We start from the raw sequence: 22,002 nt of genomic DNA, 5'->3' as shown, positions 1-22,002 counted from the left end.
CATGGCGCAGTCACCCATTCCCCCTGTGATCAACAACCGGTACGAAGTCGGCGAGATGATCGGCCGCGGCGGCATGGCCACGGTCTACGTCGCCACGGACCGGCGGTTGGGTCGCAAGGTGGCCATCAAGGTTCTCAAGCCGGAGTTGGCCAGGGACGAATCGTTCCAGGAACGCTTCCAGCGCGAGGCCCAAGCGGTGGCAGGGCTCAACCACCACACCATCACGTCCGTGTACGACACGGGTGAGATCGCTCCGCAGCAGCCCTCCGACGTCGCCTGCCCGTACATCGTCATGGAGTACGTCCCGGGGCGGACGCTGCGGGAGCTGATCCGCGAAGGTGAGTTGTCACCGCGCGAATCGGTGGATGCCATGCTCGGGATCCTGGACGCACTGGCCTACAGCCACCGCTCGGGCATCGTCCACCGGGACATCAAGCCCGCCAACGTGGTCATCACCCCGGACGGTCGGGTCAAGGTGATGGACTTCGGCATCGCCCGCGCCGTGGAGGACACCCAGGCTGCACTGACCCAGACCCAGGCGGTCCTGGGAACGGCCCAGTACCTCTCACCGGAGCAGGCCCGTGGCGAGAACGTCGACGCCCGTTCCGATCTGTACTCGGCGGCTTGTGTGTTCTTCGAGATGCTCACCGGCCGCGCGCCGTTCGTCGGTGAGGCCTCCGTGGACATCGCGGCCCAGCACGTCCGGGATGCCCCGCCCGCACCGTCGGAGCTCGCACCGCACCTCCACGCGGTGTTCGACGAATTCATGGCCAAGGGCCTCTCCAAGGCACGTGACGACCGGTTCCAGTCGGCCGCGGAGATGAAGGCTGCGCTGGAACCTCTGCGCAAGAACGCAGACGTGGACGCGACCACCGTGATCGCCCCCGCTGCAGGGGAGACGACGGCCGGCATGTCCTCCACCGGCGACGACGACGAGAGCACGCGCGCGGTTCCTCCGGTCTTCCCGATCTCAGCCGCAGCGGGTGCTGCCGGCGCTGCGGGGGCGGCAGGTGCCGCCGGAACCGCGGCGAACGCCGCTGGAAGTGGTGCGGGTTCCTCCGCGCCGTCCGCCCAGAACCAATCACAAGGCTCGTTGTTCGCGCCCCCCGGGGGCAATGACGTGGCCCCCGCCGGTGCCAGGTCCGGCAAGGAGCGGGATCCGGAGGACCGGCGTCGCCGGACCCGGGTGTGGCTGTTGCCGCTCCTGCTTCTGTTGCTCCTGGGAGGTTCCGCCGCCACCGCGTTCTTCCTGCTGCGCGGACCGTCGGAGGTGAGCGTCCCCGACGTCGTCGGGATGTCCCAGGAGGAGGCCGAAGCCGAGCTGAGCGATCTGGGCCTGACCACGGAGATCGTCCACGAGAACAGCGACGACGTCGCCGAGGACGACGTCATTTCCACGGATCCGGGCTCCGGCACGGAGGTCGAATCCGGGTCCAGTGTGACGCTCACGGTGTCCGAGGGGTCGGAGAAGGTCGAGGTGCCCAAGGACCTTTCGGGCCAGTCCGAGAGCTATGTGCGTGAGATGCTCGACGCCGCGGGGCTCGAGGTCGGCAAGACGCGCAGTGAGAACCACCCGACGATCGCGCGCGACCTGGTGGTCACCACTGATCCGGAAGGTGGCAAGGAGGTGGACCGCGGCAGCAAGGTGGACATCGTCCTGTCCACGGGCAAGGTCACGGTTCCCGACGTCGTCGGGCTCTCCCGGGACGACGCCGTGGCCGCGATCGAAGGCGGGGACGTGCAACTGCCGGTCCAGGTCGTGACCGCGGAGACCTCCGAGGCGACCGCGGGAACCGTCCTGAGCCAGTCCACCGCGGGCGGTACGGACGTCGACCAGGGCACCACGATCACGATCAGCGTGGCAGCCACCCCGACGCCGACGGCCGAGCCGTCACCGTCGGAGTCGAGCAGCAGCTCGCGGCCGAGTTCGTCGGCGGAACCTTCAGACAACGAGTCGAAGGAACCCTCCGAGGAACCCAGCGAGGAGCCGTCGGAGGAACCCTCCGAAGAGCCCAGTGAGGAGCCCTCCGAGGAGCCGGAGCCGACCAAGGAACAGCCGAGTCAGGCCCCGACGCGCTCGAACAGCTCGTCTTCGGACAGCGGTAGCAGCTCGAACGCGGGTTCCTCGTCCAGCAGCAACTCGAGCAGCAGCAGGAACTCCGGGTCCTCCGGCTCCAATGCCGCAGCCGCCGAGGCCGGTGGGAACTCCTCAAGCAGTTCCAACGACAACTGACCCGGTCCCTTCGTGGGATGCCCGACTCCGGTCGGGTCCGTAGAGAACTGCCCGCTGCTTCACTCGAAGCGGCGGGCAGTTCTCGTCAGGCCGAAGATCGGAAGAAGGTCAGCGGGAGATCAGCGGGGAGAGTTGGTCCGAATGGGCGGCGGCCCCGTCCAGGCCACACAGCTCGAGCCAGTTGCCCAACATGCGATAACCGCCTTGGGTCAGTACGGATTCCGGGTGGAATTGCACCCCGTGCAACGGAGCAGTCCTGTGACTGAGCCCCATGACCACACCGTCGTCGGTGCGAGCCGTGACGCGGAGACAATCCGGCACGGTCTCCGGGACCACGCTCAACGAGTGGTATCGGGTGGCGGTGAAAGGCGAGGGCACGCCTTCGAAGACCCCGGTGTCCTCGTGGAGGACTTCCGATGTCTTTCCGTGCATGAGCTGGACCGCGTGGGCCACGGTTCCGCCGTAGATCTCCGCCAACGTCTGGTGCCCCAGGCAGACCCCGAGCAACGGCTTGCTGGTCACTTCGGCATGGCGGATCATCGAGCCGCACACGCCGGAATCCGCGGGGGCTCCGGGGCCCGGCGAGAGCAGAATTCCATCGTGCTCGTTGGCGAGGGAGGTGGCACCGGCATCGTCAACCGCGTCATTGCGTACCACCGTTGTTTCGGCGCCGAGTTCCTGGAGGTAGCCGACGAGCGTGTAGACGAAGCTGTCGTAGTTGTCGACGACGAGGATCTTCACGGTCACGGTGGCCTCCTGGGTGAACTGGAAGGATTTCGAGAACCAACCCTACTGCCGTGAGACCTTCTCCGATGTCCCCGGCGCCCGCCCAGGACCCACTCGGCGGACGTGAAGGTGGCTGGCGATAGGATGGGGGCCGTCGTCGTCGCATGCGGCAGTCCCCCGATGCATCCATCCAAGCTGTGGGGCTGCCACAACGCAGGAGGAGTCCCCGTAGTGTCCGAGCCCAAGAAGCGCCTTTTGGGGCGCAAGCGCACCGTCACGGAGGACCCCGATCCCCGTCCGGAGGTGGATGACGAGCTCACCCGCTTGGCGGCAGAAGCCTTGCCGGAGCACCGGCGGAAGGAATGGGAGCGGTCTCAGCACACGGGCAACGGCACCAAGCGCTCCACTGCCAAGGAGGGCTCGGGCGAGGACGCCCCCCAGGACTCTGCGGATGACTCGGTTGAGCGCGACGACATGGCGGAGGACCTCGCCGACGAGATCACCCGCGGGGCACGCAGCACCGGGCCCGGAACCGATGAAACCGCCGCCTGGTACAAGATCATCATGTTCGGCCTCATCCTGATCGGCCTGCTCTGGCTGATCGTGTGGTACCTGCTCGACTACTCGTGGCCGATCCCTTCCATCGGCTACGGGAACGTGGCGGTGGGGATCGGCTTGATGATGGTCGGCCTGGTCATGACCACGAGGTGGCGTTGAACGCCCACGATCCCACTGGCCCGTCGGAACACGTAGACCCGTCGGTTCCGTCGTCCCCGGAAGGCAATGACGCGCGGGGCACCCGACCGGCCCCCCTCAAGGACGAGATCGCGAAGGACAAACGTAGCGGCGATCGGGCTGGCAAGGGCCGTTTGAGCCCGGCCGTACTCGAAGTCCGGCTCCGGCGCATCGCCCTCGGACTGCTGGTGCTCGTCCCGTTGGTGTGGTGGTTGACCCGAGCCCTGTCCTGAGACGCACCGAGCGGGCCCCTGGACGAATTGTGGCCCCGCACCCTTGAAGGGTGCGGGGCCACAATCTTTGCCCGGAAACCACCGGGCGGGTGCTCGGGCGGAACCCGACGCCGAACTCAGGCCTGCGGTGCGGTGAAGGCTGCGTCCAGGTTGATGACGACCTTGTCCGAAACCAGCACGCCACCGGCCTCGATGGCAGCGTTCCAGGTCAAGCCGAACTCCTTACGGGAGATGGTGGTCTTGGCCTCGAAGCCTGCACGGGTCACGCCGAAGGCATCCACGACGACGCCGTTGAACTCGGTCTCGAGCTCGACGGTCTTGGTGACGCCCTTGATGGTCAACTCACCGGTGATGGTGCCCTCGCCGCCGGCCAGATCAAAGCCCGTGGACTTGAAGGTCATGGTGGGGTACTTCTCGACGTCGAAGAAGTCCTCGCCACGGACGTGGCCGTCGCGATCGGCGTTGCCGGAGTCCACGGAAGTGGTCTGGATGGTGGCCTCGATGACCGAGTTCTCCAGCTCCTCGGCGACGTTCAGGGACGCTTCGGCGTCCTTGAACACGCCGTGGACCTTTGAGATGCCGGCGTGACGGACCGTGAAGCCGACCTCCGAGTGGGCGGGGTCGAAAGTCCAGGTACCGGGAACCAGGCGATCAAGCGTGCTCATGATGTCTCTCCTTCTGAGCCCTACGGGCTGCTACGTCGAAGATGTCGTGGAGCGGTGGTTGGCACCGGCGCGACACCAATTAGTTGATGTGTCACTTACATTAGGACGCGGTAGGTGATGCGTCAACTAATTGTGCAGAAATGTGACGTGACCTCAGACACGTCCTGTTCAGATCGAGTAGTCGAGGGCGGAACCGCCCGAGAGACTGTGGAACTGCCGCCGGTGGTAGACCAGTGGTGCCCCGTTGGCCTCGGCACCCAGAACCTGCGTCACACCCGCGTTGAACACCAGGGCCGGCCCCGCCTGGATTCTGACCAGCGGGTGAACGCGCAGCACTCGCCCCACGCCCGCCAGCAAGGGCTCGCCCGTGGGCAACCACTCCCAGTCCATGGCGTCGCCGAAACGCGGCGCCCCGTGGGTGGAAAAGGCTCTGGCCAAAGCAATGTGAGGGGCGTCCAGAAGATGGACGAGCAACGAGTCAGCCTGGGCCACCAGCGCTGCCGAACCGCTGCCAGCATGCAAGGAGAAACCGATGATCGGCGGCTCCGCCGACACCGAGGACACGGAGGAAACGGTGAGCCCCACGGGGCCCTCCGGCCCACGCGCCGTGAGGACGGCGACCCCTGCCGGGTGATCCCCGAACACCGAGCTGAATTCCGTCTTCTTGACAGCCAGGTCTCCCATGTCACGCGAAGGGACCACGTAATCGGCCAACGGGTGGCTCGGACCACCACTTCCGGCGGGTGGCTCCGCCGCGGTACGTGACGGTTCGGTCATGACCCCCTCCTTCCGCGCAGCAGGACCCCAGCCCGCAGGCGCTCGAACGAGTCTGGCAATGTCACCCATGCATTGTCGAGTTGGTCCGTCACAGACGGTCGCAAGGGGCAACGCTCACCGCAAACCGTGAAAGGACCGCGACCAGTGGACCAGCGGATCTTGCTCTGCTTGGCGAGCGTCACCCGGAGCCCGACCCCGCCCCATGGCGACGACCCGGCCGATCACGATTCGGTGAGTTGCTGCGGAGTGCACCTGCTCCGTGCGGACCTCGAACCACGCCAGGCACCTGTCAATCACCGGCGCACCACTGCTTTCAGCACGACGGAACGCCACGGTGTTCAGCAGCCCCTCCACAGGATTGCCGGGAGAAGCCAGCCACGTGGCAACCCCCTCCTGGTCTCGCGCGAGAACGGACAGCACCCAGGTCCCGGAACCTTCGACGGCCTCGCAGATGCGCGCTTCGTCGAACAGGCTCACCGCCATGGTGGGAGGATCCCAGGAGACGTCCAACCAACCAGTGACCGTGACTGCATGGTCTCGACCCCTGTGACGAGCAGACACGATCGCAACGCCCGAGGCGAGTTCCGAGGCCAATACGCGATATCGGTCCTCGAAACTCCTCCCGGACGTGCTCTCCACCCAGCCGTCTGCCGGTCCTTCGAGCTCCATACCGCCTCCATGATCTCCGATGCCCGTGCTCCCCCCCGCCGCCCGATGCCGACTGCCACGGTCGGCGGTCGACTCAGGTCAGGTCAGGTCGGCTCCGGTCAGGTCGGGTCCGAACGTCACTCGTGCTCCGGATCGTGATGTTGATCCGACCGCCGTGGCGCATCCCCAGGGCCGGATCACCAGTACCCACCTTGACAGCCGGTACCCCGTGAAATGCCCACCGCGAGCTGCGGCCGAAGACCAGCAAGTCTCCGCTGCGCAGTTCAACGTCCTGATACGGGCGCCCACGGTTCTCCACATTGCCCAGCCGGAACACGCAGGCATCGCCCAGGGAGACAGAGACGATCGGATCCGGACCTGACTCGTCGAGGTCCTGGTGCATGCCCATCCTGGCATCACCACCGTAGAAGTTCACGACAGCAGTGGTGGGAGTGAAGGTCACCGCTTCGGGGGAGTCACGCCCGTAGGCCCGAGTCACGCCCGCCGTACCCAAGCGGGTCAGGGATTGCGGGAGGACCGCGGAGGTCTGTGTGCTCGGACGGGTACCGGTTCGACCCTCGGACCAACGCCGACCCAGGACCGTGGATTTCACGGACATGACACCGCCGCCGGGCAGCTGGTGGTGGCGCAGGCTCGCTTCGCCCGTGCACCACCGGCGGGTCGCCTCCACGAGTTCCTGCTGTTCGGTCAACGTCAGCCAGTCGGGCACGTGGACGGCGCCGGGAGCGACTTCCCGCGCGTGCCTGTCCACGGTGAAGAGTTCAGGGCCGCCCGGGCCGCGCAACAAAGATGGCCGACGCATCGTTTCCCCTCCCTTCCCGAACCTGCGGAACGTCGCGATCGATCCTGAGTTCAGGACCGGACACCGCCTCGTTCTCGGTCACGATACAACCGCGCAGCGACACCATTGGGTGCGGGGACACCATCGGGGACGGCGACCACCCGGGCTAGTGACCAGGGAGCGAGAACCCGGAGAGCAGTCCGGAGTAGGACTTGGGCCGCGGTTCGGCGAATTCACCGCGTGCCGCTCCCGGAACCCCCATCCGAAGCATGATCTCCACCAGACCGCACGCTGCGGCAACACCGTCCACCACGGGCACGCCCACTTCCGACTGGATCCGCGTGCACAGCCCGGCCATGCCTGCACATCCGAGGACCACGCAATCGGCCCCGTCCTCCACAACCGCCCGGTGGCATTCCTCCGTGATGCGCGTCGTCGCGTCAGAGGACGGGTCGTCCAAGTCCAGCACCGGGATCTCGCAGGCCCGCACGGACACGCACCTGCGGTCGAAACCGAACGCTGCGGCCAGGTCCCAAGCCCGACCGGCGGTTCGGGAGAGGGTGGTGACCACGGCGAAACTGCGGCCCGTGAGCGAGGCGATGTGCATGGCACCCTGGGCGATGCCCACCACCGGGCGACCGGCCGCGACCTCCCGGACCGCGTCCAGACCGGGATCCCCGAAACAGGCGATCACGAATCCGTCGGCCGACTCCGTCGCGACAGCCCGCCGAACCACTTCCAGCAGCCCGGGGACAGCGAGCGCCTCATCGTAGTGACTTTCGATCGAGGCCGGGCCCATGGTCGGTGAGATCGCCCGGGTCGACGTCCCGGCACCCACGGCTGTGCGTGCCGCTGCCCCGATGGCATCCGTCATGACCTCGGTGGTGTTGGGATTGATGACCAGGATGCGACGGCCCGTGTCGCCGCTCACGGTTGCCCGACCTGCTCGCCGGACATCGACGCGGCGTCATCCTGACGGGCCAGGAACGGATCCACCGGCAGTTGGTCGTCGTCAACCGACGGCCGTTCGGGCCACGGCCCCCACAGGGACACTGCCGCGTAGACAGCAGCACCCAGGGCACACCCGATGAACCAGTTGAAAGCAGCCACGGATTCCATTCCGGGGACCAGGACGAAAACCAACCCCACGGCGGCTGCACTCATGACGGCCACCACGGCGTTCGGGTTGACCCCGCTGCGGTACCAGTACCGACCGTTGGTACTCATGGAGAACAAGTCGTCGAGCATGATCCGGCCCCGTTTGATGACGTAGTAGTCCACGATCAGGATCCCGAAGAGCGGACCGATGAACGCCGCCAGGGTGTCCAGGGTGTAGTGGATCAGCTGAGGACTCGAGTACAGATTCCAGGGGGTGATCAGGACCGATCCAACCGCGGCGATCATCCCACCGGTACGCCAGGAGATGCGGCGCGGATCCACGTTGGAGAAATCGAAGGCCGGCGCCACGAAGTTGGCCACGATGTTGATGCCGACGGTGGCGATGGTGAAGGTGAGTGCCCCCAACAGCGTGGCCCACACGCTGTCCAGACGCGCCACCGTCTCGACGGGGTCCGTGATCAATTCGCCGTAGACGGGCACCGTGGCTGCGGCCGTGGTGACCGTCAGGAGCGCGAACAACGTGAAGTTCACGGGCAACCCCCAGAAGTTCCCACGCTTGATGTCACCAAACGTCTTGGGATAGCGGGCGAAGTCACCGAAGTTCAGCAGCGGGCCGGAGAAATAGGAGACCACCAGCGCCGTTGCGGTCGCCATGACCGGCAGCGCTTCCCAGCCGGTGAACTCGACAGTGCCGAGAGTCCAGGAGGTGTTGGACCACCCCGCTGTTGCGACCAGGTAGATCGCCAGGGCGAACATGACCACGTAGACGGCGGGGCCTGCCCAGTCGATGAAACGGCGAATCGAATCCATACCGCGCCAGAAAACGAAGGCTTGAACCACCCACAACACCCCGTAGGCAGCCCAACCGAGCGTGGAGAGACCCGCAAATCCGTGCTGTTGGACCTCCGCGTACGGGCCCAGGGCGGGCCACAACTTCAGGAACACGACGACGAGTGCGTGGGAGGCCAAATAGGTCTGGATGCCGTACCAGGCCACGGCGATCAGACCGCGAATGATGGCGGGGATGTTGGCTCCCCGGACGCCGAAGGCCAACCGCGCCACCACCGGGTAGGGCACACCAGCCTGCTGGGAGGGGCGAGCGACCAGATTGGCGAACACCTGAACGATCAGGATGCCCACGATCAGGCAGATCAAGACCTGCCAAGAGGCCAGCCCGAGGGCAAACAGCGAACCCGCGGTGACGTACCCACCCACTGAATGCACGTCCGCCATCCAGAAGGCAAAAATGTTGTACCAGTTCCATTTCTGCTCTTTCAACGGAGCAAGGTCGTCATTGGTCAGACGTTCATCAAAGTTCCGGCGCCTGAGGACGGAGGTGTCCACAGCGCCACCGGCGGTCTCGGTTTGAATCTCGACCGTGGTCGGCCGAGGCGGTTCTGTGGTGCTCATGGTGGGGCCTTTCGTGAAGCACAGTGACCGTTGTGAACACAGTCGCGAAACCGGTGTTTCTTACCCCTCAAGTCAAGGCAATGAGTGTTTCACCCAAATGTCTGAGACCGTGACCGGTGTTAAATCTCCGCAACCGAGGCCTCACATTCCTCGAGATCCGCGGTGTGCGTCGGAGGTCGACCGCACCGAAACCTCCATCACGTCATGCATCCAGAGGATTACCCGCGACGTTCTTGAAGATCCCGTCCAGAATTGTGGCCCCGTCTTCTCGGCGCAGCTCGTCGTACCACGCGGCGGTTTGTTCCGGGTTCGCTCCGTGCGTGACCAGTGAACGTTTCCTGGCGCGCAGCACCAACTCTCCCGCCCGATGTGCACGGCGCTGTTGGTAGCGGCGCAGCGAGTCCTCGACGGAGATGGTGGAAGTCTTCAGCGCCAGGGATAGGACCACTGCGTCCTCCATGGCCTGGCAGCCCCCCTGACCGATGTCCGGGGTGGTCGAGTGGGCGGCATCACCCAACAACGCAACCCGCCCACGGACCCATTGGTCGAATGGTTCGATGTCAGCGATCTCCACCCGGTTCGTCCTCGCGGGGTCAAGTGCGGCGATGAGGCGCTGAACGGGCTGGCACCAGTGCCCGAAGTGCTCACGCAGTTCCGCCACCCTCTCCGTCTGCCGATCGGGGGTTCCCTCCGGGAGTGGAACGTCGAAGAAGAAGTAGAACCGGTTGTCGGCCACGGGCATCACCGACACCCGCTTGCCTTCGCCGACGTACGTGGTCCAGGAATCAGGTGCGCCTATGACCGGGTCGATCTCCACCAGCCCGTTGAAGTTCACGTAGTCCCGGTAGGTCCGGCGGGTGCGCTCATGCCCCAAGACGTACGACCGCAGCCGCGAGTGGGTGCCGTCGGCCGCGATCAGCAGGTCCGCCGTCGCAGTGCTGCCGTCCTCGAAGAACGCCCTGACCACGCCGCCGGTCTCTTCCACGCCCGTGCAGGATTTGCCCAGGTGTACTCGATCCACTCCGAACTCGTGGCGCAGCATGTCCTGGAGCGCAGCCCGCGCCATGGGATACGGCTTCTGTCCCGCCTTTTCGATCAGTGGGTCCATGGAGAAGTGACACATTTCTTCCCCTGTCACGCCGTCTCGGTACCCCATGCGCCGCAAGTTCCCGCCCAAGGCCGCCGCTTGGTCGCGCAACCCCAGGAAGTTGAGGGCCTTGGCCCCGTTGGGCCACACCGAGATCGCCGCCCCGACCGGCCGCATGGAGCGGACCTTCTCGAACACTTCGACGTCGTGACCGTCGTTGCGCAGCGCGATCGCCGCCGACAATCCACCCATTCCTGCTCCGATGACAATGACCTTCACGTGTCTTCCTGTCTTCCCGAGTCTTTTCGTGTCTTCCGCCGTGCACGACGGCGAGCTGTTTCCACGCGTGGGCGCAACAGCGCTCAGCCCAGATCGAGCTCGCGGAGGGTTTCGAACAGCTCCGTGGCCCGATCCACGTGACCGGCAGCCGTTGCCCCGCCCGCGGCCAGAACGGCGTCCGCGAGCCAGGCAACCGTGGAGAAGGCCGCCGCGTATGAGTCGAAGGCTCCGGAGCGCCCCACGGGGCACTCGATCCAGTGCCGGGCGTGGTGCGCCAAGTGACGCGCGCTGGGGTCCGCGATCAAGATCAGCGGTACCTGTGCTTCCGCGCAGCCCTTGAGGGCCTCCTCGAATCCCCGGGGACGACGTCGGAACCCGAGCACGACCACCACGTCCTGCGGCCCGAGCCCTGTCAACTCCTCCGCGACCGTCTGCCCCGGGGTGGGGGCAACAGCCACCCCGTCGCGGATCTGCTGCAGTTGAGTGCGCAGGTGCAGGGCAACCGGATAAGAATTGCGCCACCCCAGAACCAGGACCCGCCGGGCGGAGGCCACCGCAGCGGCCGCCGCCGGGAGGTGCGTGCGGTTCTCCGGCCCGAAGGCGGCGGCCATGTTCAGGTGCTCGTCCCGAAGATGACCGTCAAAGATGTCACCGGGTGCCCGCTCCCCCTCGACGGTTGCCACCGGAACACCCTGGGCACGACGCTCCCGTGCCAAGGACTTGACTTCTTGGGAGGATTCAAAACCCAGGTGTCGGTACAGCCGCGAGAAGGTCGCCCGGGACACACCGGCCACCTCGGCCAGCTCCGCGGAGGAGTAGACGGCCAGATCGTCCAGGTGCGCCATCACAACGTCCGCTGCCCGCTGCTCCTGTGGTGTCAGCTCCGCATATCCAGCGGTGATGCGCTCAGCAATGCTCGCCTTCATCTCAGACCCTCCTCATGATCCTCCGGTGTGGAAGCGTGGTCGCCTGCGGCGATCTCCACCCGACGGGCAACGGCCCACACAGCCGCTTCCAAGGCGTCGAGCCCCGCCGCGACGTCGTCCTGGAGCACCGCTTCGCCCGGATGGTGGCTGATGCCGTCTTCGCACCGGACGAAGATCATGCCGACATCGGTCACGGCGGCCATGGCCATCGCGTCATGGCCTGCCCGGGACCAGATCTCCATGGGGGACTGATCACCCGTGCTGCGTATGCCCTCGGTCACGGCATCCATGAGCCATGGTGCGCAGGTCACGGTCGGAGCCGAGTGGATCTCCTCCACGGTCAGCTCCAGCCCACGCCGTCCGCACGTCGTCTCGATCTCCGCCAGGATCTCGCCCCATGCACGGTCCCGCGCGAGGTCGTCCGCCGCACGGAGGTCCAGGGAGAAATCCACCAACCCGGGGACCACGTTGACGGCCCCGGGGTGGGCCTGCAGCCGGCCCACCGTGGCGATCACACCCGATTCGCGTCCGATGCGTTCAACCGTCTGGACCGCCATGGCGGCCCCGACCAAGGCGTCCCGACGCCGGTCGTAGGGCGTACCCCCGGCGTGCCGGGCATCCCCGTGAATCTGCATGGCGAACCGTCGCGCTCCGGCAATGGCCGTGACCACACCCAGACGCCGGTCCGCCGCCTCGAGCAGTGGTCCCTGTTCGATGTGCAGTTCCAGGTACCCCACCAGGTCCTGGGCAGGTTTGGCCGCGGTGGGGACCTCCGTGGGGTCCAGTCCGAAGTCCCGGAAGGCCTGTTCCAGCCGGATGCCGTGGCGGTCCTCCAACTGCAGCCATTCGGGGTCCCAGGTCCCGGCCATCGCCCGGGACCCCAACAACGTGGCCCCGAACCGAACACCTTCCTCGTCCCCGTAGGCGCAGACCTCCAGCGCAAAGGGCAGTTCCCCGGCTCGGGACCGAAGCCGCTGGGCAACGGCTATGCCTGAGACAACCCCCAGGATCCCGTCGTAGCGTCCTGCATCCGGCACCGTGTCCAAGTGGGACGCGACGACGAGTGCGGGTAGCCCGGGGCGGGCACCTTCGAGTCTGCCGATCAGCGTTCCCGCCGGGTCGACCCGCACGGTGAGCCCCGCAGCCTGCATCCATTCGGCAGCCAGCGCATTGTGCTTGGCGTGTTCGGGCGTCAGGTAGGTCCGTTCGATGCCGTCCGAGAGGACGGAAATCGTGGCCAGTTCAGCACACCGGTCCATGACCTGGTGGGCCTGAGCTTGATCGCAGCTGTTCACGCCGCCTCCTGGTAGAACTCCAGCGCGGCACCGGTGCCCCCGCCACTGACCACGGGGACCCCGGCCGTCCGGAGAGCGGATTCGAGCACCGAGAGCGTGGTCAGCACGGCCTCACGCCGCGCGTTGTATCCCATGACCCCAATGCGCCAGACCACACCGTGCAACGGGCCGAACGAGGTTCCGATCTCGACCCCGTAGTCGCTCAACAACCCGGAGCGGACCGCGTCACCGTCGATCCCGTCGGGGATCTTGACCGCAATCACGTTGTTCATCCGGTGTTGCTGATCGCCGAACAGCTCCAGGCCCATGGCCCGAAGGCCCGCAGCCATCGCCTGACCGTGCAGGGCATGCCTGGCCACGGCAGCGTCCATGCCCTCCTCCACCAGGAGGCGAGCGCATTCCCGCGCCCCGTAGAGCATGGTCGTCGCCTCCGTGTGGTGGTTCAGCCGCTGTGGACCCCAGTAGTCCATGATCTGGGCCAGGTCGAAGTAGTTCGAGCGGATCACCGGCCCGGGTCCGGCCGAGCTGCCGTCGGCGATCCCCGCCTCCACGTGCCGCCGCGACCGGATCTTTGCCACCGCCGCCTCCGAAAGCGTGATCGGCGCGGAGCCGGACGGCCCGGCCAGACACTTCTGCAGGCCCGCGGTCACCGCATCCAACCCCCATGCATCGGTCTCCAGCCGGTTTCCGCCCAAGGAAGCGGTCACATCCACGTAGAGCAGGGCCCCGTGTCGGTCGCAGATCGCTCCCAACTCCTCCAGCGGCTGGTTCATGGTGGTGGAGGTGTCGCCCTGGACCACTGCCACCACGGCGGGTTTCTCCGCGCGGATCGCGTCCTCGAGCCGGGCGGCGTCAAAGACCTGCCCCCATTCGACCTCCACGGTCACCACCCGGGCGCCGATGCGCTCACCGATCTCCTTGAGCAACAGCCCGAACCGACCGAAAACGGGGACCAGAACGGTTTCCCCGGGCTCCACCAGGGACACCAGTGCCGCCTCGATGCCCGCGCGTGAGGTTCCGTCGACCAAGAACGTCCATTCGTTGGCGGTCCGGAACACCTCCCGGTACAGGGACATGGTCTGGTTCATGGAGTCAGTCATCCAGGGGTCGTACTGCCCGACCAGCGCTGCGGACATCGCCCGGGTGACCCGCGGGTCGGCGTTGATCGGGCCGGGGCCCATCAGAAGACGCTGGGGTGGGTTGACCGGCGCCTGCCGGTGAATGGTGTGCAAAGAGTTCCTCCTGGTGTGAGCACGCGGCATTGCCCGTGTTCCTGTACCCGTTCGGGTGCGTGGTCGACTCGGTGACTGTGCTGAGCTCAGTGCCTCAAGAGGATCTCCCGTCCCCCGGGCCTCGGGGTCAGGACGGCACCTTCGCGGTCACGCACGGAGGTGACCGCGCCGCGCAGAATCGTCAGCACCGGAGCGCCCCTCAGAGGCATCCCGTCATAAGCACTGATGGGGTTCTTGTGCTCCAACCGGTTGACCTCCACCGTCCACTCATGGGTTGGGTCCCAGACCGCGAAGTCGGCGGAGGCACCTGGTGTCAAGCGCCCACGGTCTGACATCCCTGCCAGGTCAGCGGGGCCCCGTGCGGTCCACCGCGACACGTCCTCGAGTGTTAACCCCCGGGACAGGGCCGCGGAGACGGTGAGGCTCAAACCGACCTGGAGTCCTGAGATCCCACCCCAGGCGCGCATGAGGTCGCCGCCACCGGCTGACTTCTCGGCCGCGGTGGCCGGCGAGTGGTCAGAGACCACCACGTCGATCACGCCGAGCCCCAGGGCTTCCCACAGCGCTTCCTGGTTTCCCGCGTCGCGCACCGGTGGACAGCATTTGAACTGTGGAGCGGCATCCGGAACCGTCTCCGCGTCCAACGTCAGGTAGTGCGGACAGGTTTCCACCGTCAGGGGCAGCCCCTCGTCCTTGGCGTCAGCGACCAGGTCGAGCGCGGCCGCCGCGGACAGGTGCAGGATGTGGGTGCGGCATCCGGTCCGGCGCACGCCCTCCACCACGGTGCGGATGGCCTCCACCTCCGCACGTTCGGGACGGGAAGCCACAAAATCCAGGAACCTCGACGACGCAGCGGGTTCGGCGACCAGGTGCTCAGGGGCTTCCGCGTGAACGATCAACAGCCCGTTGAAGGCGGCGATCTCGCGCATCGCCGTCACCAGTTGGTCCGAGTCCAGGGGAGGGAACTCCGGCACACCCGAATCCGCGGTGAAGCACTTGAAGCCGGCGACACCGGCATGCCAGAGGCTCTCGAGTTGCCCCAGGGACGACGGCGTCGCGCCGCCCCAAAAGCCCGTGTCCACCGTGAGCTGACCGCGAGCGGCCCTCCTCTTGGTTTCGAGGGCGTCGACGGAGACGGTCGGCGGAATCGAGTTGAGGGGCATGTCCACCACCGTGGTGACTCCACCTGCCGCCGCCGCCCGCGTCCCCGTGGCAAAGCCTTCCCACTGCGTGCGGCCCGGTTCGTTCAGATGGACGTGGGTGTCCACTCCGCCCGGCATCAAAGTCAGGTCTCCGGCCACCACCAGGTCGGCGTGCTCCCGCTGCGCGCGCGTCACCGCCTCGAGCTCGGTCACGGACCCGATCCGTCCGTCGTCGTCAATGGTGATGAGCGCCGGGCGCACGCCCTGCGGCAGTACCGCTGCCTCGGCCACGACGGTCCGCACATGCGTTCCGAGCTTGTCCGTGAAGAACTGATCGTCAGCCATGCTCATCGTCACGGGCGGTCTCCCTCCGGACCCTCGACCTCGACCGTCTGAGCAGATTCAGCGGGCGAACTCAGGTGCCGCCGGTCGTCAACCTTGTGGGAGGAGGCAGGCATGACATGGTGGAAAAGCAGGTTCAACGCAAAGGCGGTGATTGCCGCGGCTGAGATCCCGGAGTCGAAAACCGTGGCCACGGTCTCCGGAAACTCGTCGTAGAAAGTGGGCATGGCGATCGGGATCACGCCCATGGCGATGGATGTGGCCACGATCAACTGGTTGGTGTTCTTGGCCCAATCGATCCGGGTCAGCATTCGGATCCCTGATGCAGCCACGGACCCGAAGAGCACAATGCCGACCCCCCCCAGGACGGGGTAGGGGACGGAGGCTATGACTCTGCCCAACACCGGAAGTAGACCCAGGAGAACCAGCATGCCGCCACCGGCCACCACGACGAACCGGGACTTGATGCCGGTCATGGCGATCACTCCGACGTTCTGGGCGAAGGCCGTGGCGGGGAACGTGTTGAACACGGGCGCCAGGGTCGAGGCAAGCATGTCCGCCCGTAGCCCGTCAGCCACCCGCCGCGAGTCAACCTTGGTGCCCACAATCTCCCCCACCGCCAGGATGTCCGCCGTGGTTTCCGTCATGATCACCAGCATGACGATGACCATGGAGATGACGGCCCCCGCCTGGAAGGTCGGCGTCCCGAAGGCCAACGGCTGCGGAAGTGCGAAGACTGCACCGTCGGCCACTTTGGTGAAATCGGCCAACCCGAAGGGCACCGCCACCACGGAGCCCACCACGATGCCGATCAGGACGGCCATTCGCGAGATTGCCGGGACTCGGGAACACAACAGGGTCACCACCAGGGTGAATGCGCCCAGGAGAATGAAGTGCACGGACCCGTAGTCAGGATCTTGGACGTTGTTGCCCATGAGCCACCGGATGGCCACGGGCAACAACGAGATACCGATGACGGTGATGATGGTCCCGGTCACCACGGGAGGGAAGAAGCGCACGACTTTGGAGAACACGGGTGCGATCACCAGTCCGAAGAGTCCGGCGACCAGGATGGAACCGAACACGGCTTGGATGCCGCCGTCGCCGCTGACCACCGCCGTCATGGTGGAGACCGATGCAAAGGAAATTCCCTGGACCAGCGGGAGCCGGGAACCGAAGAACGGCAGCCCCCACGCCTGCAGGACGGTTGCTGCGCCCGATACGAACAGTGCGGCGGCCACCAGCAGCCCCACCTCTGCTGTGGACATACCCGCCGCCCCGCCCACGATGAGGGGCACGGACACCACTCCGCCGTACATAGTCAGAATGTGCTGGAACCCGTACAGAAGGGTTCGCCCCAGCGGGAGACGTTCGTCTTCAGGCGCCTGGGCAGTGGTGGGCTCTTGCGTGGTGGTGCTCATGGGACCAACTTCCAAGGGGTGCTTCCGGTGCGGTACGGGCCGCTTTGCGTGGGGGTGATGGTGTTCAGCTACCGCGGTAGCTGGAGAAGGACCAGGGACTGATCAGCAACGGCACGTGGTAGTGCGATTGGCCTTCTTCGACGGCGAATGCCAGGTCGACCTTGGTGAAGAAGGAAGGGGTGTCGCGGTGGCGCCAGTAGTCCTGTACGTCGAAAACCAGGCGGTGGACACCACCGGCCAGGGCGCTGGGGCCAAGGTGGTTGATTCGGCCCTCGGGGTCCGTGACGCCCTGGCCCAGCCGCTCCCCGTCCGGGCCGAACAGGTGGACGGTGATGCCGGATGCAGGCGAACCCACCGTGGTGTCCAGGACGTGGGTGGTCACGAAAGATCGCTGTCGGGCGGTGAGTTCACCGCCTGCCCCGGCCCCGTCCGCCTGGGTGGCCGTGACCGACTTCTGCAGTCTCAAGAGCATGATCTGACGTAACTGGGTGGCCCGTACAGACGATTCCGTGGCGGGGTCGTTGGTCAGACGCCGTTCGAGTTCTTGGAGCATTTCTGTTGAACTTCGGCCTGCGGCCCGGATCAGGAAGATCTGGTTGAACTTCTGTTCGTAGACACGGTTGGCCTCCGCCCACGCCGCTCGATCCTCCCGACTCATGCCGCTCTGTTCGTCTGCCGAGAAGGCCATCGATTCCGGGCCGGACGACGACGCGAGGCGACGTGATCCGATCCGCGGATGCCCGGCCACGGCGGCACCGACCTCGTCCGCGCTCCACGATTCGGCCAAGCTCAGGGCCCGCCCGTAGAGGTGCTCCGCAGAGGGAAAAGGACGTTGCGCAAGGAGCCCGGAGATCCACCGCGGAACGTCCGCGCAGGCCTTCAGGACCTGCCGGGCCGCAGCTTCATCTGCGCTGTTGAAGGTCCTCAGATCCATGCGGTCCCCTAGCTGTATCCTTGGCTGCAACTTTCGTTTCAGCCCCGTTGAAAGCACCCTAGGAAGCCAGTTTTTCGGGCGGATTGCCTGACTGTATCCGCCAGGTTTCCGATCCTTGAAGGCGCCAGGTGGGGGCATTCACGCACACCAGAGGCGGTACAGGAGGACACTCACCCCAATGACCTCTGGTCGTGCGTGGATGAAACTGAGGTTTCATCGCCCCACAACTCAGCTGCGCGTCGCACCAGGGACTCGTCTGAACCCTCCGGGCCGATCAGGCTCAATCCACAGGGCAGGCCGTCGGCCGTTCGAACAGGGACGGAGACCACCGGCAGTCCCGCCAGCCCCGCCAGACTGGTCAATGCCATCGTCGCTGCCCGCGCAGCCTCGATCCAATGACCCCCGGCCGTGGCCTGGGACTGCAACGGGGCCACGGAGGAGGCTGATGGCAGCACAAGTATCCGGCCGGCGGCCAGTTCCCTGATGGACCGACGTGCGGCTCCCGCCTCCACACGGGCCCGGGCCAGCGAATCGGCCGTTTGCTCCCGTGCGGCCGCAAATCGCGACGCCACGTCCGGGGCCAGCCGGTCCCAGTGGTCATCGATCCACTCTCCGTGTTGGGCCCAGGCCTCACCGGCTTGTACGGACTGGAACACGCTGCGCCACCGCTGTCCCTGGGCGGCCGAGGGACCCGTGTCCGACCTGGCCCCCGCAGCGTCGGAAGCGCTGCGTACAGCTTGCGCGACGTCGTCGTCGGCCAATTTCAATAGTCCTTCCAGGAGGACCAACGGACCGTCGGCGGGCTGGGGCTCCTTGTCCCAACCGCGGCTGCGCGCACCGTGCACCATGGTGCGCGTCACCCGGGACAGCAAGTCGACGGACCGGGTCACCCACCCGACGGTGTCAAAGCTCGGGGCCAATGGCAGAACCCCGTCCCGACTGACCAGACCGTGGGTGGTGCGCAGCCCCCAGAGGCCTTGATAGGCGGAAGGCACGCGGATCGAACCGCCGGTGTCCGTCCCCAGGCCGATGTCCGCCTGCCCCGAGGACACGGCGGAGGCCGAACCGGACGTCGATCCCCCGGGGATCCGGTGCGGGTCCGAGGAATTGGGGGGTGTGCCGTAATGGGTGTTGGTGCCGGCCAGCGAATAGGCGAACTCGTCGGTCCTGGCCAGGCCACGTACATGGGCTCCCGCCGCCAACAGTGCTCGCACCGCGGGGGCATGCCGGGCCTCGGGCTCGGCCTCAGCCAGCCATGCCGGGCTCCCCGCTCCGATGCGGTGACCCGCAACGGCAAAAAGATCCTTGACCGCAACGGAACAACCCGCCAGCGGGGGCGAAGCTTCCCGGCCTCGACCGTCCGACGACGGCTCGGTCTCGGGTCCAACGAGGGGATCCCCCACAACACGCCAGATCCGGGTGTCCATGGCGGGCGCGGGTGTCGAGACGTGTGCAGCACTGACCCCCCACGGACCTTCAGCCGAGCGTCGCCACACTTGTGTCTGTTGCCCCCGCCCACCGTCGGGTGACTGCGTGACGGCGATGAGCAGGACAACACCCGGTGCCAGATTCCTTCGGTGGATCTCCAGGACTGATCGAGCGGGCGCTCCCCCACGGTTGGCACGGAACGCGGTGATGGTTCCGTGCCGCACCAACAGGCCCGCTGCATCACCGCGGACGGTCTCTGCTGAGTTTTCGGACAGCTCTGCCATGGCGTGTGTGTCGTTGCTCATCAACGCCGATTCGTAGGCCCAGAAGCGGTCCATGAGGTCGTCGTCATCCCTGCCGCCCAGTACGGGCGCTCGATCTTGGCTCACCCCGCCACCTCCCGGAAGTCGTTCTTGCGGATTCGCACGTGCGCCCCCGTCACGAGGTCGACCACCTGGGAAATGTTCACGTCGGCGGCCGCCGACAGGTACGCATACGCGTGCTCCGGACTCATACCGAACCGGGTCACCAGCAGACTGATTGCGTTGCGCACCGCTTTCCGCACGGCCTCGTCAAGATCGCTGTCCAGTCCCGTGGGCACCAGGAGCTCCGGAGTCTCCACCATGGGGGAGATCAACGCACCGAACTCGCGAGCCACTGTTTCGGGGCCGATGATCTCGAATCTGACAACCACACGAAGGGATGCTTCCAAGGCGGTCAGTGCCACTTCACCGTCGCCCTGGGCGAAATGGGGATCTCCCACATAAGCCATCGCACCGGGTACCTGGACCGGCACCAGAACGGAGGCGCCTTCGGTGAGCAGCTTGATGTCGATGTTTCCGCCGTGAGCCCCCGGCGGCACACTGTGCAACCGATCCCCCGGTGTGGCCACACCCATGATTCCCAGGAACGGTGCAGTGGGGAACCTGACCGCGGGCGGCCCGCCGTCCCGCAGAGCCATGCGTGCCGTACCCGGATCCTCAGGATCCAAGTCCGCAAAAATACTCACGGTCGCCTGCCCACGGGGGTACTCCCCGGGCAGTGCCCCGCGCATGTGGCGGTTGGAGACGATCCCATAGGGGACTCTGGGGGTGGCCTTCTCCAGAGTCATCCGGAGGACGTCACCCGGTCGCGCACCCCGCACCTGGATCGGCCCGGTCACAACATGGGGACCATCCGTCTTCCCTGCACGACGACGCTTTGTCACCAGCAGCCGCGCATCCTCCAGGACCTGAGAAGGGTCAACACCGTGTCGCCCGAAAAACTCGACGGGGTCGCTGCCTTGATCGGCCAGCAGCCCCTCGTGACTCAAGGTGTCGATGGTGACGGCCTGCCCGGAATCCACCGTCAACACTGGCGGATCGACCCCACCGGGGAGCCTCCCCCAGAACACCGATTCGGCTTCGGCAGGCACGTAGTCCAGTGCACCCTCCAGCCTCGACCACGGTTGCAAAATCGCGGCACCACCGTTGGGCGTGCCCTCCGGTCTGAGTCCACGAAATGTCATGACGTCACCGTAGGTAGGAGTTTTTACCCCTGTGTTACCGGCACGAGACAGCCGGAAATCCACGTTTCATACGCTCAGCAACCATGAACGACACGTTGAACGCGACAGGAAGAAGTAGCACAGCGCCACCACCGGCAAACGCCAGACCGAACACATCACGCACCCACCTGGTACTGATGCTTTGCCTCACATTCTCCACGGGCATCATCGATGCCTTGGGCTACCTGGGGCTGGACCGGGTGTTCACCGCCAACATGACCGGCAACGTCGTGATCCTGGGCATGGGCTTGATGGGCGCCGAGGGACTTCCCGTGATCGGTCCGCTGGTCGCATTCGGTGGCTTTCTCGTCGGCGCCACCGTCACGGGCCGCGTCCTGCGGCAACTCACGACTGGTTGGGCTCCGAGGACTACCGTCGTCCTCACTCTTGTCGGCCTAATCACTTTCGCCCTGGGCATCCTCCTCCTGCTGTGGGGCACCCCACCCAGCGCCTGTCTGCGCGGCATCACCGGCGTTCTGGGCATGGTCATGGGCGCACAGGCGGCTGCGGCGCGCACCATTGGAGTCAAGGACATCACCACCGTGGTCATCACCTCCACGATCACGGGACTCGCCGCAGACTCAAAACTGGCCGGCGGAACCGGGAAGGACAACCCCCGCCGCGTGGCGACCATAGCGCTGATGCTCACCGGCGCGGCCGCGGGAGCACTCCTCCTGCTCTGGCTCGGACTCGGAGCAGGGCTCGTGGTCGCGGGCTGCATCGTCACCGTATGTGCACTGGTTGGGCACGTCACAGGGAGGGACGCCTGAGGAAGAAAGGACATACACGTTGGCCCGTGACGGTATTCCGTGGCCGGGAATACACGATTTTCGGGACCTCGTCCCTGATTCTCTCTGTGGTCGAGACACGGGGCCCCGTCTCTGGATTGTGGGAGTCCTGGGATGCAGGGAAGCCCCGTCCTGGTGGGTGGGGCTTTCCGTGTGGTGTGGCGTGGTGTTGCGGCGGTGTCTTACTCTCCCACACCCTTACGAGTGCAGTACCATCAGCGCTATGGGCCTTAG

19 protein-coding genes are annotated in these 22,002 nt (G+C 66.2%); 3 read left to right on the top strand and 16 right to left on the bottom strand.

Annotated elements, in window-relative coordinates:
* Nucleotide 1 precedes the first annotated feature (1 nt).
* Nucleotides 2-2,233, top strand: coding sequence for a Stk1 family PASTA domain-containing Ser/Thr kinase (pknB, locus tag GWK18_RS10755; protein ID WP_166835201.1), 2,232 nt, complete (start codon nucleotides 2-4; stop codon nucleotides 2,231-2,233).
* 108 nt (nucleotides 2,234-2,341) lie between these two features.
* Here the strand turns inward: pknB and GWK18_RS10750 are convergent, their stop codons facing one another.
* Nucleotides 2,342-2,980 carry a gamma-glutamyl-gamma-aminobutyrate hydrolase family protein gene (locus GWK18_RS10750; RefSeq protein ID WP_166835199.1) on the bottom strand — a complete coding sequence of 213 codons (639 nt, stop codon included), beginning with the start codon at nucleotides 2,978-2,980 and terminating at the stop codon, nucleotides 2,342-2,344.
* Nucleotides 2,981-3,190: 210 nt separating this feature from the next.
* Between GWK18_RS10750 and GWK18_RS13485 the strand changes: the two genes are divergently transcribed.
* Entirely contained in the window at nucleotides 3,191-3,676 is a 486-nt protein-coding gene (locus GWK18_RS13485) for a cell division protein CrgA (RefSeq protein ID WP_233568898.1), read from the top strand.
* A 367-nt stretch (nucleotides 3,677-4,043) separates the two neighbouring features.
* Here GWK18_RS13485 and GWK18_RS10740 read toward each other — a convergent pair whose 3' ends face one another.
* The 15 genes from GWK18_RS10740 to GWK18_RS10670 all read right to left on the bottom strand — a co-directional run bounded on the left by GWK18_RS10740 (nucleotide 4,044) and on the right by GWK18_RS10670 (nucleotide 20,941).
* A complete protein-coding gene (locus tag GWK18_RS10740; protein WP_123826643.1) occupies nucleotides 4,044-4,592 on the bottom strand; it encodes a YceI family protein in 549 nt (182 codons plus the stop codon).
* Nucleotides 4,593-4,760: 168 nt separating this feature from the next.
* Nucleotides 4,761-5,369, bottom strand: a complete 609-nt coding sequence (locus GWK18_RS10735) for a flavin reductase family protein (protein WP_233568897.1) — start codon at nucleotides 5,367-5,369, stop codon at nucleotides 4,761-4,763.
* 114 nt (nucleotides 5,370-5,483) lie between these two features.
* Complete coding sequence (locus GWK18_RS10730) at nucleotides 5,484-6,038, bottom strand: flavin reductase family protein (protein WP_166835197.1); 555 nt, start codon at nucleotides 6,036-6,038, stop codon at nucleotides 5,484-5,486.
* A 73-nt stretch (nucleotides 6,039-6,111) separates the two neighbouring features.
* On the bottom strand, nucleotides 6,112-6,840 hold the full coding sequence (locus tag GWK18_RS10725) for an alpha-ketoglutarate-dependent dioxygenase AlkB (RefSeq protein WP_166835195.1): 729 nt from the start codon (nucleotides 6,838-6,840) through the stop codon (nucleotides 6,112-6,114).
* A gap of 145 nt (nucleotides 6,841-6,985) precedes the next feature.
* Nucleotides 6,986-7,750, bottom strand: coding sequence for an aspartate/glutamate racemase family protein (locus GWK18_RS10720; protein ID WP_348535931.1), 765 nt, complete (start codon nucleotides 7,748-7,750; stop codon nucleotides 6,986-6,988).
* Nucleotides 7,747-9,348 carry an NCS1 family nucleobase:cation symporter-1 gene (locus GWK18_RS10715; protein ID WP_166835193.1) on the bottom strand — a complete coding sequence of 534 codons (1,602 nt, stop codon included), beginning with the start codon at nucleotides 9,346-9,348 and terminating at the stop codon, nucleotides 7,747-7,749. Before GWK18_RS10715 ends, GWK18_RS10720 begins: the two co-directional genes overlap by 4 nt.
* Nucleotides 9,349-9,550: 202 nt before the next feature.
* Nucleotides 9,551-10,714: an FAD-dependent urate hydroxylase HpxO gene (gene hpxO, locus GWK18_RS10710; protein WP_166835191.1), complete on the bottom strand. Its 1,164-nt coding sequence runs from the start codon at nucleotides 10,712-10,714 to the stop codon at nucleotides 9,551-9,553.
* An 83-nt stretch (nucleotides 10,715-10,797) separates the two neighbouring features.
* Nucleotides 10,798-11,640 carry a MurR/RpiR family transcriptional regulator gene (locus GWK18_RS10705; RefSeq protein ID WP_166835189.1) on the bottom strand — a complete coding sequence of 281 codons (843 nt, stop codon included), beginning with the start codon at nucleotides 11,638-11,640 and terminating at the stop codon, nucleotides 10,798-10,800.
* Nucleotides 11,637-12,935 (bottom strand): allantoate amidohydrolase, encoded by a 1,299-nt coding sequence (locus GWK18_RS10700; protein ID WP_166835187.1) that lies wholly within the window; start codon nucleotides 12,933-12,935, stop codon nucleotides 11,637-11,639. Before GWK18_RS10700 ends, GWK18_RS10705 begins: the two co-directional genes overlap by 4 nt.
* A complete protein-coding gene (locus tag GWK18_RS10695; protein ID WP_166835185.1) occupies nucleotides 12,932-14,116 on the bottom strand; it encodes an alanine--glyoxylate aminotransferase family protein in 1,185 nt (394 codons plus the stop codon). Before GWK18_RS10695 ends, GWK18_RS10700 begins: the two co-directional genes overlap by 4 nt.
* Nucleotides 14,117-14,253: 137 nt before the next feature.
* Entirely contained in the window at nucleotides 14,254-15,654 is a 1,401-nt protein-coding gene (gene allB / locus GWK18_RS10690; RefSeq protein ID WP_166835183.1) for an allantoinase AllB, read from the bottom strand.
* An 8-nt stretch (nucleotides 15,655-15,662) separates the two neighbouring features.
* Nucleotides 15,663-17,072: a nucleobase:cation symporter-2 family protein gene (locus tag GWK18_RS10685; RefSeq protein WP_166835181.1), complete on the bottom strand. Its 1,410-nt coding sequence runs from the start codon at nucleotides 17,070-17,072 to the stop codon at nucleotides 15,663-15,665.
* Nucleotides 17,073-17,136: 64 nt separating this feature from the next.
* Nucleotides 17,137-18,006, bottom strand: a complete 870-nt coding sequence (uraD, locus tag GWK18_RS10680; RefSeq protein ID WP_166835179.1) for a 2-oxo-4-hydroxy-4-carboxy-5-ureidoimidazoline decarboxylase — start codon at nucleotides 18,004-18,006, stop codon at nucleotides 17,137-17,139.
* Between the two features lie 170 nt (nucleotides 18,007-18,176).
* Nucleotides 18,177-19,823 carry an AtzH-like domain-containing protein gene (locus GWK18_RS10675; protein ID WP_209280940.1) on the bottom strand — a complete coding sequence of 549 codons (1,647 nt, stop codon included), beginning with the start codon at nucleotides 19,821-19,823 and terminating at the stop codon, nucleotides 18,177-18,179.
* Nucleotides 19,820-20,941 (bottom strand): acetamidase/formamidase family protein, encoded by a 1,122-nt coding sequence (locus GWK18_RS10670; RefSeq protein ID WP_166835177.1) that lies wholly within the window; start codon nucleotides 20,939-20,941, stop codon nucleotides 19,820-19,822. Before GWK18_RS10670 ends, GWK18_RS10675 begins: the two co-directional genes overlap by 4 nt.
* Nucleotides 20,942-21,117: 176 nt before the next feature.
* Here GWK18_RS10670 and GWK18_RS10665 point away from each other — a divergent pair, with 176 nt between their 5' ends.
* Nucleotides 21,118-21,750, top strand: a complete 633-nt coding sequence (locus GWK18_RS10665; protein ID WP_245193214.1) for a YoaK family protein — start codon at nucleotides 21,118-21,120, stop codon at nucleotides 21,748-21,750.
* The last annotated feature ends 252 nt before the right edge of the window (nucleotides 21,751-22,002 follow it).

The organism is Kocuria sp. JC486 (genome assembly GCF_011602805.1).
In the GTDB taxonomy this organism is placed as follows: domain Bacteria; phylum Actinomycetota; class Actinomycetes; order Actinomycetales; family Micrococcaceae; genus Kocuria; species Kocuria soli.
Note: the sequence above shows the minus strand (reverse complement) of the source record. Positions and strands in the feature narration are given on the sequence as shown.

Bases quoted from the DNA above. Each gene is read 5' to 3' on its own strand.
- GWK18_RS10665 (WP_245193214.1), top strand. From the start codon at position 21,118: ATGCTTTGCCTCACATTCTCCACGGGCATCATCGATGCCTTGGGCTAC.
- allB (WP_166835183.1), bottom strand. From the start codon at position 15,654: ATGGCTGACGATCAGTTCTTCACGGACAAGCTCGGAACGCATGTGCGG.
- GWK18_RS10670 (WP_166835177.1), bottom strand. From the start codon at position 20,941: ATGACATTTCGTGGACTCAGACCGGAGGGCACGCCCAACGGTGGTGCC.
- GWK18_RS10715 (WP_166835193.1), bottom strand. From the start codon at position 9,348: ATGAGCACCACAGAACCGCCTCGGCCGACCACGGTCGAGATTCAAACC.
- GWK18_RS10735 (WP_233568897.1), bottom strand. From the start codon at position 5,369: ATGACCGAACCGTCACGTACCGCGGCGGAGCCACCCGCCGGAAGTGGT.
- GWK18_RS10685 (WP_166835181.1), bottom strand. From the start codon at position 17,072: ATGAGCACCACCACGCAAGAGCCCACCACTGCCCAGGCGCCTGAAGAC.
- GWK18_RS10740 (WP_123826643.1), bottom strand. From the start codon at position 4,592: ATGAGCACGCTTGATCGCCTGGTTCCCGGTACCTGGACTTTCGACCCC.
- GWK18_RS10725 (WP_166835195.1), bottom strand. From the start codon at position 6,840: ATGCGTCGGCCATCTTTGTTGCGCGGCCCGGGCGGCCCTGAACTCTTC.
- GWK18_RS10730 (WP_166835197.1), bottom strand. From the start codon at position 6,038: ATGGAGCTCGAAGGACCGGCAGACGGCTGGGTGGAGAGCACGTCCGGG.
- GWK18_RS10695 (WP_166835185.1), bottom strand. From the start codon at position 14,116: ATGGGCCCCGGCCCGATCAACGCCGACCCGCGGGTCACCCGGGCGATG.
- GWK18_RS10705 (WP_166835189.1), bottom strand. From the start codon at position 11,640: ATGAAGGCGAGCATTGCTGAGCGCATCACCGCTGGATATGCGGAGCTG.
- pknB (WP_166835201.1), top strand. From the start codon at position 2: ATGGCGCAGTCACCCATTCCCCCTGTGATCAACAACCGGTACGAAGTC.
- uraD (WP_166835179.1), bottom strand. From the start codon at position 18,006: ATGGATCTGAGGACCTTCAACAGCGCAGATGAAGCTGCGGCCCGGCAG.